This window comes from Streptomyces sp. NPDC056987 (genome assembly GCF_042673865.1).
Taxonomy (GTDB): domain Bacteria; phylum Actinomycetota; class Actinomycetes; order Streptomycetales; family Streptomycetaceae; genus Streptomyces.
In genome coordinates this window covers 322,697-334,169 of the sequence record NZ_JBHURV010000001.1, presented here as the reverse complement: position 1 = coordinate 334,169, position 11,473 = coordinate 322,697, and the positions used below count along the sequence as shown (strand labels likewise).

Genomic DNA, 11,473 nt, shown 5'->3' with positions numbered 1-11,473 from the left:
GACCGGGGGTGTCAGTCCTGGAGCGCCGGGATGATCTCGGCGCCGTACGCGTCGATCACCGCCTCCTTCGCGTCGTGCATGTCGTAGACGGCGAACTGGTCGACGCCGAGCGCGCGCAGCGCCTTCAGCTTCTCGATGTGCGCCTCGGCGGGACCGAGCAGACAGAAGCGGTCCACGATCTCGTCGGGGACGAAGTCCGCGGACGGGTTGCCGGTCCGGCCGTGGTGGCTGTAGTCGTACCCCTCGCGCGCCTTGATGTACGTGGTCAGCGCGTCCGGTACGAGCCCGGAGTGCTCCCCGTAGCGCGCGACGAGGTCGGCGACGTGGTTGCCGACCATCCCGCCGAACCACCGGCACTGCTCCCGCGCGTGGGCGAGGTCGTCGCTCACGTAGGCGGGCGCGGCGACACAGATGGTGATCGCGTCCGGGTCGCGTCCGGCGTCGGAGGCCGCGGTGCGGACGGCCTTGACCATCCACTCGGTGAGGAACGGGTCGGCGAGCTGGAGGATGAAGCCGTCGGCCTTCCGCCCGGCGAGCGCGAGCGCCTTGGGCCCGTACGCCGCCATCCACACCGGCAGTCTCCCGTCCCGGACCCACGGCAGCCGCAGGGTGCTGCCGTCGACGGTGGCCTCGCGGCCCTCCGCCAGATCGCGGATGACCCCGATCGACTCGCCGAGGGTGGCGAGGGTGTTGGGTTTGCGGCCCGCGACGCGCATCGCCGAGTCGCCGCGGCCGATGCCGCACACGGTGCGGTTGCCGTACATCTCGTTGAGCGTGGCGAAGGTGGAGGCGGTCACCTCCCAGGTCCGGGTGGACGGGTTGGTGACCATGGGGCCCACGGTCAGGGTGGTGGTGTGTTCCAGGATGCGGCTGTAGATGACGAACGGCTCCTGCCAGAGCACGGCCGAGTCGAAGGTCCAGCCGTACCGGAAGCCGTTGCCCTCCGCGCGCCGCATGAGGTCGACGACGTCGGAGGAGGGCGGGTCGGTCTGGAGGACGAGTCCGAAGTCCATGGCGGTCGCTCCCGGGTTCAGAGGTACTGGCAGAGGGCGCGGGGGGTGTACTGGCCGTGTCCGGCCCGGCCGGTGAACTGCCGCCGGTCGATGACGAGTTCACCTCGGGAGAGCACCGTCTCGACCCGGCCGGTGAGGCGCTTGCCCTCGTACGCGGAGTAGTCCACGTCCATGTGATGGGTCTCGGCGGACACGGTCTGCCCGGCGCCCGGGTCGTAGATGACGACGTCCGCGTCGGCGCCCGGCGCGATGGTGCCCTTGCGCGGGTAGAGGCCGAACATCCGGGCCGGGGCGGCGCAGGCGATGTCGATCCAGCGGCGCCGGGTGATGTGCCCGTCGACCACGGCCTGGTGGAGCAGGTCCATGCGGTTCTCCACGCCGGGCAGCCCGTTGGGGATCTTGGAGAAGTCGCCGCGGCCCATCTCCTTCTGCCCGGAGAAGCAGAACGGGCAGTGGTCCGTGGAGACCACCTGGAGGTCGTCGGTGCGCAGCCCCCGCCACAGGGCCGCCTGGTGTTCCTTGGGCCGCAGCGGGGTGGAGCAGACGTACTTGGCGCCCTCGAACTCCGGTTCCGCCAGGTTGTCGGTGGAGAGGAAGAGGTACTGCGGGCAGGTCTCGCCGAAGACGGGCAGCCCCTTGTCCCGGGCGGCGGCGAGTTCGGCGACGGCCTCCTCGGCGGAGACGTGGACGACGTAGAGCGGCGCGTCCGCGACCCGGGCGAGCTGGATGGCCCGGTGGGTGGCCTCGGCCTCCAGCAGGACCTTGCGCACCTCGCCGTGGTAGCGCGGGTCGGTGTGGCCTGCGGCCAGGGCCTGTTCGACGAGGACGTCGATGGCGATGCCGTTCTCGGCGTGCATCATGATCAGCCCGCCGTTGTGCGAGGCGCGCTGCATGGCCCGCAGGATTTGGCCGTCGTCGCTGTAGAAGACGCCCGGATAGGCCATGAACAGCTTGAAGCTGGTGACGCCCTCCTGGACGAGGAGGTCCATCTCCTTGAGCGAGCCCTCGTTGACGTCCGCCATGATCATGTGGAAGCCGTAGTCGATGGCGCAGTTGCCGTCGGCCTTGGCGAACCAGGCGTCGAGCCCCGCGCGCAGCGACTGGCCCGGGGACTGGATGGCGAAGTCCACGATGGTGGTGGTGCCGCCCCAGGCGGCGGCCCGGGTGCCGGTCCCGAAGGTGTCGGCGGCGAAGGTGCCGCCGAACGGCATCTCCATGTGGGTGTGCGCGTCGACACCGCCCGGGATGACGTACTTGCCGGTGGCGTCGATCGTACGGCCGGCGGTCCAGCCCTCGGCCACGTCGGAGCCGCTCGCGGCGAGGGCGACGATCCTGCTGTCCTCGATCAGGACATCGGCGTGGGTCTCGTCGGCGGCGGTGACGACGAGTCCGCCGCGGATCAGGGTGCGGGTGCTGCTCATGGTGGTGGCGCTCCCTTTCGTACGGTCGGTGGAGGGGGCGGGGTGCGGGCCGGCCGCGTACGACCGGTTCGTCCCGGTCCGGACCGGGACGGGAAGGACCGGGGCGTACGCGGCCGGGCGGATCGCCGGATCAGGCGCTCCGCAGGGCCAGTTCCAGGATCGCGGCGCCCTCTTCCGCCTCGGCGACGGTCAGCGAGAGGGGCGGGGCGATCCGCAGCACGCTGGTGTGGTGGCCGCCGCCCTTGCCGATCAGCAGCCCGCCCTCGCGGGCCGCCTCCAGGACGGCCGAGGCGGCGCGCGGCGCCGCCTCCCCGGTCACGGGGTTGATCAGCTCGATGCCGATCATCAGTCCCCGGCCGCGTACCTCGCGTACGGAGTCGACGCCCGCGCCGATGGCCCGCAGCCGCTCGATGAGCAGGCCGCCGACGCGGCGGGCGTTGCCCTGGAGGTCGTGCTCCTGGAGGTAGGAGAGGTTGGCGAGGCCCGCCGCCATGGTGACGGGGCTGCCGCCGAAGGTCGAAATGGAGTTGGCGTCCAGGCAGTTCATGATGTCGGCACGGGCGACGACGCCCCCGACGGACATGCCGTTGCCGATGCCCTTGGCGAAGGTGAGCAGGTCCGGCGGGCCGTTCCCGGCGTGCGCCTGCCAGCCCCAGAAGTGTTCGCCGGTGCGGCCCCAGCCGGTCTGCACCTCGTCGCTGATCCACAGGATGCCGTGCCGGTCGAGGACTTCGCGGAAGGCGGCGTACAGACCGTCCGGCGGCGCGGTGAACCCGCCGACGCCCTGCACCGGTTCGGCGATCAGCGCGGCGGGCGTACGGGTGTGGCCGAGCAGGTCCTCCAGGTCGGCGACGCACGCTTCGATGAACCGCTCGTCGGTGAGTCCCGCGTACGGGCCGCGGTTGCGGACGCCGCCGTGCACGTAGAGGGTCTGGAGCGGGGAGAGCCCGGTGGGCGACCAGCCGCGGTTGCCGGTGACGGCGACGGTCGAGAAGGACCGGCCGTGGTAGCTGTTGCGCATCGCGAGGACGTGGTTCGAGCCGCGGTGGGCGGTCGCCAGCATCAGCGCGGTGTCGTTGGCCTCGGTGCCGGAGGTGGTGAAGAAGACCCGGGCGTCCGGGATTCCCGACAACGCCGCGATGCGCTCGGCGAGTTCGACCATCGGGCGGTTGAGGTAGAGCGTGGAGGAGTGGATGATCCGGCCCGCCTGCTCGGTCACCGCCTTGGTGACCTCGGGGAGCGCGTGGGCGGTCATCGTGGTGAGGATGCCGCCGAAGAAGTCGAGGTAGCGGTTGCCCTCCGTGTCCCAGACATGGCGGCCCTCGCCGTGGGTGATCTCGATCGGCTCGTCGTAGTAGAGCGCGAGCCAGTCGGGCAGGACGGCGCGGTGCCGGTCGTGGAGGTCGCTCACGGCCGCACCAGCCCCTCGTACGCGTCGGGCCGCCGGTCGCGGTAGAACGCCCACTGTTGGCGCACCTCTTCGATCAGCGCGAAGTCCAGGTCGCGTACGACGAGTTCCTCGGCCTTGTCGCTCGCGGGCTCGCCGACGAACTGGCCGCGCGGGTCGACGAAGTAGCTCGTGCCGTAGAAGTCGTTGTCGCCGTACTCCTCCTGGCCCACGCGGTTGATCGCGGCGATGAAGTACTCGTTGGCGACGGCGGCGGCGGGCTGTTCGAGCTGCCAGAGGTAGCTGGAGAGACCGCGCGAGGTGGCCGACGGGTTGTACACGATCTCGGCGCCGTTCAGGCCGAGCTGGCGCCACCCCTCGGGGAAGTGGCGGTCGTAGCAGATGTAGACGCCGACCTTGCCGACGGCGGTGTCGAAGACGGGCCAGCCGGCGTTGCCGGGCTTGAAGTAGTACTTCTCCCAGAACCCCTTGACCTGGGGAATGTGGTGCTTGCGGTACTTGCCGAGGTACGAGCCGTCGGCGTCGATCACCGCCGCGGTGTTGTAGTAGAAGCCGGACTGCTCGATCTCGAAGACCGGGACCACCATGACCATCCCGGTCTCCCGGGCCAGCTCGCGCATCCTGGTGACGGTCGGACCGTCCGGGACGGGCTCGGCCCAGCGGTAGTGCTCGGGCTCCTGCACCTGGCAGAAGTAGGGGGCGTTGAAGACTTCCTGGAATCCGATGATCTCCGCGCCCTGCCGGGCCGCCTCGCGGGCGTGCTCCTCATGCTTGGCGATCATGGATTCGGTGTCGCCCGTCCAGGTCGCCTGGACGAGTGCGGCGCGTACGACTCGGGCCACGAGCTGCTCCTTCGGCGGGTGCTCCGGTCAGCTGCTTCGGTCAGCTCTACGCACGTAGATCTGCGTAGGAGGAGAACGTAAGCCCCGGTTCACACGGGGGCAAGACCATCGTCGTTAACCCGCAGAGTCGATCAAGTTTCACACCCGAGCGGTCGACACCGGGCAGCCCGGCCGGAGGCGGGCCGACCGGTTCTCAGCCTGCCGCGATTCCCGCCACCCGTAGAGCATGCACCACATCGCGCTCGCGGGAGGCCGACACGGCGCGCGCCGCGTCGAGAAGGCGCGGGACGAGCCGGCGCGGATCGGGTGCGGCGACGAGCGCGGAGTCCGCCGGCGGACGCGCCTGTACGAACGCGCTGAGCAGCGCCCGCGCCTCGGTTGCGCGGCCCGCCTCGTCCAGCGCGAGCACGGCGTCGGTGATCTCCCCGGCCGGCCGGGAGACGCCCTGGCGCAGCAGCTGGCCGCAGTCGTCGTCGCGCCCGGCGGCGGCGAGCGCCCCGGCCGCCGCGGCGAGCTGCGCGGGCGGCAGGAAGGCGGCCTCCCAGAGGAGTTCGGACCAGTCGGCGCCGAGCCCGGCGCGGTGCAGCTCGGCGGCAAGCAGGGGCAGCTGCTCGGGTGGGCTGCCCGCGGCCTCGCAGAGCACGACGTGCGCCTCGCCCGTCCGGCCCTCGGCGCGGAGCCTGCGCAGCGCGCCGACGATCCGGTCGGCGGCGCGCCGGTCCTCCGGCGAGGGCGAGGGCGACGCCGCGGGCCCGGCGGACGCGGTACGTGGCGCGGCGACGGGCGCGCCGCCGAACCGGGCGCCACGCGGGGTGGCGGACGCGGCGGGCGGCGGCGCCGGGAGGACGGTCGCGGGCGGCGGCTCGCCGGCCCGCCGGGCCCTGCCGGTGTCGTAGGCCGCGTCGGCATCACCGGACCGGTAGGGCTCGTAGGGCTCAGAGGCCTCGTACGCCTCGTAAGTTTCATCGACGTCCAGCCCGGCGAAGCGGGCGCCGCGCGGCTTGCGCTTCTTCGGCGGGGGCCCGGCCCGGCCCGCGGCGGGGCCGGGGCCCGCGCCCTCCCCGGCGGTGCCGGGGCCGGGGGCCGTACCGCCGGTGCGGCGGCGGCCGCCCCAGCGCGTCCGGCCCCGCTCGGTCCGGCCGGACGCATCGCCGCGGGCCGCAGGTTCCCGGCCGTACGCGCCCGGAGCCGCGCCGGTGTCCGGATCGGCGCCCGGGTCCGCGTCCGTACGCATGTCGTTGCCGGCGCCGATGCCACCGCCGGTGTCGGTGTCGGTGTCCGCGACCGGATCCGCCGCCGGCTCCGGCAACGCCCGTATCCTGGAACGGAGTTCGGCGCAGCGGGCAGTGGCGCGGGCGAGGTCGTCGCGGACCCACGCGAGATCATGGGTGAGCTGCTGCTCGCCCGGCGCGCCCTCGGGGGTGGTGCGGAGCAGCCGGACCAGTTCCTCGGCCCGGCCCGCCGCGGCGGTCCGCTCACGGTCCATCAGCCGCAGCCGCTCCGCGAGCGCCGCGCCGTTGCCGGGGAGCCGGTCGTACGCCAGGGCGGAGGCGGTGTGGAGCCGCCGGGCCCGCTCGGCCTCCGCGGCCGCGTCGACGGGCTGCGTGTCGCGTCCGGCCGTGTAGTCCTGGAGCAGCGACTCCACCACGTCCCACGGCGGGATCTCGGCACCGCCGAGACAGGCCCGCAGGCCCTCGGGGTCGCGGTGGAGGAAGACTCCGTACCAGCCGGCGCCGGGGTCGAGCAGCGTCGTCAGATCCTTTAAGTACCGAGCGAACGTCCCGATCTCCACCGGGAGTTGCCGCACCGCCATCGCTGTCTCGCCCCTCCCCGAGCCGAAGAGGACTCTCCGGTCCGAGGCATTCGACCTCAGTCGTGTTACAGGACGAATACAGACAGTTTTCCGGGAGGGTGCGATGCCCTCATCGTCCCCGCCGGTGCGATGCCCTCAGCGGCCGCACGTCAGAACGTGACGGCGATCCCGGTGTGCGGCCGCTTGCCGCGCCGTACGACCATGGCGGGCCAGTCGGTCAGCCAGAACTGCCAGGTGTACTTGCGGGCGAGGAGGCGCCTGACCCGCTCCAGATCCGCCCCGTCGAGCAGCCGCGCCGTCCCCTCGGCGCTCGGCGCGCCGGGGGCGATCCGCCCGCGCAGCGTGCACGCGGTGACCACGGCGCGGGGGTTGGCGCGGATCCGCTTGACCTTCCAGGAGTCGGACCGGGTCCAGACGAACAGCTCGCCCCCGTCCACGGCGTGCCAGACGGGGGTGGCGACGCCGGTCCCGTCCTTGCGGTAGGTGGTGAGACTGACATAGCGGCTGCGGCCGAGCTCATCAAGGGTCGTCACGCACGCGAGCGTACGCGAGGGACACCGCCCCGGCCACGGCCTCAGGCGGCCGGCAGCGACACCAGCGCGCAGCTCTCGGCGATCCGGTCCATGGACAGCCCCAGCGCCCCGGCCAGCGCGGCCACCGTGAAGAAGGCGGGCGTCGGGGCCCGGCCGGTCTCGATCTTGCGCAGCGTCTCCGCGGAGAGCCCGGCGACGGCGGCGACCTCCACCATGCTCCGTGAGCCACGCGCCTCGCGGAGCAGACGGCCGAGCCGTTCGCCGCGTTCACGCTCTTCCGGGGTGAGGGGGGTTCGCACCATTGCGTCATTGTAATACCGCCCTGATAATTCCCGCACACCCCGCCGACCGGTAAAGTTATTGGAATGGTGGAGATCAAGACCGATGCGTCCCTGGACGCCATGCGGGGAGCGGGCCGGGTCGTCGCCCAGGCACTGGCGGCCGTACGCGAGGCCGCCGCCGTGGGGGTCACGCTGCGCGCCCTCGACGAGACCGCCCGCGCCGTGCTGCGTGAGGCGGGGGCCGGCTCACCCTTCCTCGACTATCACCCCCACTGGGCGCCCACCCCCTTCCCCGCCGTCATCTGCGCCTCCGTCAACGACGCGATCGTGCACGGCATCCCCGGCTCCTACCGGCTGGTCGACGGCGACCTCGTGTCGATCGACTGCGGCGCGGTCCTCGACGGCTGGGTGGGGGACGCGGCGGTCAGCTTCACGGTCGGCCGCGCCCGCCCGGACGACCTCCGGCTGATCGACACGTCGTACGAGGCGCTGGGGGCGGGCATCGCCGCGGCCCTGGTCGGCAACCGGATCGGCGACATCGCGCACGCGATCGGCCGGGTCTGCCGCGCGGCGGGGTACGGCATCCCCCACGGCTTCGGCGGCCATGGCGTGGGCCGCACCATGCACGAGGACCCGGGCGTCCCCAACGAGGGACGCCCGGGTCGCGGCCTGCGGCTGCGCCACGGCATGGTGCTGGCGATCGAGCCGATGCTGACGGGCAGCGGTACGGACCGCAGTTACACGGCCCGCGACGGCTGGACGGTCCGCACCCTCGACTCCAGCCGTGCCTCCCACACGGAGCACACGGTGGCGATCACCGACGAGGGCCCCCGGATCCTGACGGCGCTCTGAGACACCCCGCGCCCGCCGTGCCGGACGTCCGGCCCCGCACCGGACGTCCGACCTGTGCTGCCGGTCAGTTGAGCGGTTCGATCCAGACGTTCCTGAAGCGCACCTTGTTGCCGTGGTCCTGGAGCCGGATCGCACCCGCCGCGGCCGATTCGGCGTCGCCGGCGCCGGTCGGCCCGTCCACCGCCACCTTGTCGTGGACCGTACGGCCGTTCCACTCCACGGTGATCCTGGCGTCCTCGGTCTTCCGGCCCTCGGCGTCGAAACGGGCCGCGCGGAAGACGATGTCGTACGTCTGCCAGGTTTCGGGCGGTGTGCCGGCGTTCAGGTCCGCGGCCTTCTTGTTGTAGATCGCCCCGGCCTCGTTCACCGCCAGTTTCTCCACACCGTACGAGTCCAGGATCTGGATCTCGTACCGCTCCTGGAGGTAGACGCCGCTGTTGCCGCGGTCCTGTCCCGTGACGTCGTCCGGCAGCTTCGGCACCCGGAATTCGGCGTGCAGCCTGAAGTCACGGAAGGACTGTTTGGTGCGGATGTCGCCGCAGCACACCTCGATGGAGTTCTCGGCGGTGCGCGGCCATTCGACACTGCGGCCGTCGGTGTGCTGCCAGGCGGTGGAGACGCTGCCGCCGGAGAACAGGTCGATACGGCTGCCCGGCTTGCGCACCTCGATCATGTCGAGGTTGACGTGGCCGGTGTCCTCGGGCCGGTATGTGTAGGTGACGGTGTTGCGGCCCTTGTTCAGGGTGAACCGCTCCGTCTGCGTGGACCAGCGGTTCCAGGCGCCGGTGGAGGGGAAGCCGGCCTGCCGCGCCTGCCCGCCGTTGACGGCGACACCGATGGTCTTGGTTCCGGTGAAGGGGTTGGGGCCGTTGGCGTAGCGCAGTGCCACGTCGTACTCGCCCTTCGCGGGTACGTCGATCTCGAAGGTGGCGGTGGCTCCCTGGGTGCCGAAGCCGTCCACGAAGCCGCCACCGGTGTACCCGGCGTGTTCGGTGTCGATGTCCGCCCCGCCGGAGAGCCGCGCCGACTCGGCGTCGTACGAGGTGACGGGCTGCTCGGGTCCCGGGCGGGCGTTCAGGGTGTACCAGGCCTCGGTGGACCAGAGCTGCTCACCCGTCGCCGAGGCGAACGGGCGCGGCGAGCGGACGTGCACCACCCGGTCGGTCTTCAGGCCCGGGATGGTGAGCCGGACCGTGCGCCGGTCGTCGGAGAGCCGGGCGGCCGAGACGGGCAGGACCTCTTCGTCGATCTTGGGGCCCCCGTACGCCGGGGTGGGGACGTAACGCCACTGCTCGACGGAGTAGGCGCCGTCGGTCAGTTTGGCGGCCGTCTCCTCCGACAGGGGCTGGGTGTAGGTGAGTTCGAAGCCGTCACGGGTGGCGCGCATGGTCTTGATGTCGAACGCGGTCTTGCCGTTCGGCGTGAGTTTCTGCAGGCCGAAGCGGAGCTTGCCCTCCTGGCCCCAGTTGCCCTCGGCGCCGAGGCCGCCCGCGTAGATCGCGCCGTCCGGGCCGGTGCTGATCCGGGTGATGCCCGCTTCCAGGCCCTGGGTGTGCCGGAACACCGCGCCCTGGTACTCGCCCTTCACCTTCTCCAGGTCGGCGCGCTGGAGGCCGCCGTAGGTGACGTCGCCGAAGAGCATCTGCCCGGCGAAGGGCCCCTTCTTCAACAGCATCGGCGTGCTGGGCGAGTTGGCTATCTCGTTCTGCGGCAGCCAGAGCACCGGCTTGGTGACCGTACGGTCGTCGAACGGGCCGTCCGGGTTGGTGTAGTGGTTGAAGAACCGGTCCTTCTTGACGTGGAGCAGCTTGGATGCGGGCAGCCAGCCGCCCTGGTTGTCGGTGACGAACAGCTCATCTCCCGGGCCCCGTCCGATCCCGTTCGGCGTGCGGAGGCCGCCGGCCAGGTAACTGACCTTCCCGGTCTTCCTGTTGACCTTGACGGTGGTGCCGCGGTTGGGGGCGGGCTGCGGGTTGGTCGTCGCGCCGCCCTGGTTGATGGCGACGGACAGGTTCAGATAGAAGTTCCCGTCCTCGTAGAGCAGTCCGAAGGCGAACTCGTGGAAGTTACCCCCGTACGGCCACTCGGCGATCTTGCGGATCTCGTCCGGGGAGTTGTCACCCTTGGTGTCGGACAACTCGGTCAGCTGGTGCTTCTCGGAGACGTACAGCTTTCCGTCGACGTACTTGATCCCCATCGGCTCCTTGAGGCCGCCGGCGATCTTCGTGTACGTGACCTTCTCCGGACCGGTGTTCCCCGTCACGTTGTCGAGGACGTACACCTCCCCCTCCGACTTGGTGCTGCCGCCCCAGGTGGTCACGGCGAGCCGGCCGCCCGGCAGCCAGTCCATGGCGGAGACCTGCGGCTCGAAGCCCTCCGGGCGCAGGTCGGTGAGGGTGTAGCCGGGGTTGACCGAGGTCAGCGGGAGGCCGTCGCCGGGGGTGTCGTACGTCCCCTCGCACTCCTTGCGGCCGGGGGCGGTGACCCGTACGACGCCGGCGTCGGTGCTGAGCACGGAGTTCGGGACGAGGGTGAAGGAGTCCGCGCCCGGCGGCTTCCACTGGAGGGTGACCTGCTGTTCGCCGCCCCGGTCGAAGTGGTCGATCCGCAGGGGGTGGTAGCCGGGGGCAAGGGAGATCTCGCCGTCCTTGGGCTCGGCGCCGTGCAGCCCGTCGTGGTCGATGACCTTCTTGTCCCCGACGAAGAGCCGGGAGCCGTCGTCGCTGATCAGGCGGAAGGCGTACGTGCCGTCCGCGGGGACGTCGATGTTGCCGATGATCTGCGAGACGAAGTTGTCGGTGAAACCGAAGCCCTCGGTGGAGGACCAGTCGACGGTGGGGATCAGCTTGTCGACGTTGGGGGTCTGGGCGGGTTTGAGATCGCAGAGCTTGCTCAGCGGGGACTGGATGTCGAAGACCCGGAGGGTGACCCCGGGTTCCTGGGGCGGCAGGTCCCCGAAGGGTCTCTCCTCCGCCTCGGCGGCCGGCGCCGTGAGACCGCCGGTGAGAAGCGCCGCGAGGAACAGCCCGGCGAGTCTTCGGGGGCGGCGGCGATGGCTGGGGGCGCTCTGGTGCGTGCGGGGCGTCACTCTTCCTCCTGCTGTGCGCTGCGAGGCAGCGCGGCCGGGGACGGACCTTCCGTGCAAGTGCCGCGATCGGCGGTGTCCGCCCCGAAGGAGCGTCGTCCGGTGCACTGCGCTCGCTTCGCTCGCTCCGTCTCGGCGTTTTGACACGCCTTTCGGATGCCGAGCGCGATCGCACGGCCGCCGGAAGCCCTTGTAGCGGAGCTACCAGGGCTTTTGGCCAATGCC

9 protein-coding genes are annotated in these 11,473 nt (G+C 71.5%); 1 reads left to right on the top strand and 8 read right to left on the bottom strand.

What is annotated here, in order from left to right; genetic code table 11:
* Positions 1-11 precede the first annotated feature (11 nt).
* The 7 genes from ACFTZC_RS01485 to ACFTZC_RS01455 form a co-directional block, all read right to left on the bottom strand.
* Entirely contained in the window at positions 12-1,013 is a 1,002-nt protein-coding gene (locus ACFTZC_RS01485) for a TIGR03842 family LLM class F420-dependent oxidoreductase (protein ID WP_382885704.1), read from the bottom strand.
* A 17-nt stretch (positions 1,014-1,030) separates the two neighbouring features.
* A complete protein-coding gene (gene hydA, locus ACFTZC_RS01480) occupies positions 1,031-2,434 on the bottom strand; it encodes a dihydropyrimidinase (protein WP_382885702.1) in 1,404 nt (467 codons plus the stop codon).
* Between the two features lie 130 nt (positions 2,435-2,564).
* A complete protein-coding gene (locus ACFTZC_RS01475; protein ID WP_382885700.1) occupies positions 2,565-3,845 on the bottom strand; it encodes an aspartate aminotransferase family protein in 1,281 nt (426 codons plus the stop codon).
* Entirely contained in the window at positions 3,842-4,684 is an 843-nt protein-coding gene (locus ACFTZC_RS01470; protein ID WP_382885698.1) for a nitrilase-related carbon-nitrogen hydrolase, read from the bottom strand. The genes ACFTZC_RS01475 and ACFTZC_RS01470 overlap by 4 nt, the downstream gene beginning before the upstream one ends.
* A 193-nt stretch (positions 4,685-4,877) precedes the next feature.
* A complete protein-coding gene (locus ACFTZC_RS01465) occupies positions 4,878-6,497 on the bottom strand; it encodes a hypothetical protein (RefSeq protein ID WP_382885696.1) in 1,620 nt (539 codons plus the stop codon).
* A 149-nt stretch (positions 6,498-6,646) separates the two neighbouring features.
* The gene (locus ACFTZC_RS01460) at positions 6,647-7,030 is read right to left on the bottom strand and encodes a PPOX class F420-dependent oxidoreductase (protein WP_382885694.1); all 384 of its coding nucleotides are present in this window, start codon (positions 7,028-7,030) and stop codon (positions 6,647-6,649) included.
* A gap of 41 nt (positions 7,031-7,071) precedes the next feature.
* Positions 7,072-7,332 carry a helix-turn-helix transcriptional regulator gene (locus ACFTZC_RS01455; protein ID WP_365809113.1) on the bottom strand — a complete coding sequence of 87 codons (261 nt, stop codon included), beginning with the start codon at positions 7,330-7,332 and terminating at the stop codon, positions 7,072-7,074.
* Between the two features lie 63 nt (positions 7,333-7,395).
* Between ACFTZC_RS01455 and map the strand changes: the two genes are divergently transcribed.
* Positions 7,396-8,163: a type I methionyl aminopeptidase gene (gene map / locus ACFTZC_RS01450; protein ID WP_382885693.1), complete on the top strand. Its 768-nt coding sequence runs from the start codon at positions 7,396-7,398 to the stop codon at positions 8,161-8,163.
* A gap of 64 nt (positions 8,164-8,227) precedes the next feature.
* On the opposite strand, the gene ACFTZC_RS01445 is transcribed toward map, so the two are convergent.
* Complete coding sequence (locus ACFTZC_RS01445) at positions 8,228-11,251, bottom strand: family 16 glycoside hydrolase (protein WP_382885692.1); 3,024 nt, start codon at positions 11,249-11,251, stop codon at positions 8,228-8,230.
* Positions 11,252-11,473 lie beyond the last annotated feature (222 nt).

Excerpts from the sequence above, each read along its gene's own strand:
- ACFTZC_RS01485 (WP_382885704.1), bottom strand. The coding sequence starts at position 1,013 with ATGGACTTCGGACTCGTCCTCCAGACCGACCCGCCCTCCTCCGACGTC.
- hydA (WP_382885702.1), bottom strand. The coding sequence starts at position 2,434 with ATGAGCAGCACCCGCACCCTGATCCGCGGCGGACTCGTCGTCACCGCC.
- ACFTZC_RS01465 (WP_382885696.1), bottom strand. The coding sequence starts at position 6,497 with ATGGCGGTGCGGCAACTCCCGGTGGAGATCGGGACGTTCGCTCGGTAC.
- ACFTZC_RS01455 (WP_365809113.1), bottom strand. The coding sequence starts at position 7,332 with ATGGTGCGAACCCCCCTCACCCCGGAAGAGCGTGAACGCGGCGAACGG.
- map (WP_382885693.1), top strand. The coding sequence starts at position 7,396 with ATGGTGGAGATCAAGACCGATGCGTCCCTGGACGCCATGCGGGGAGCG.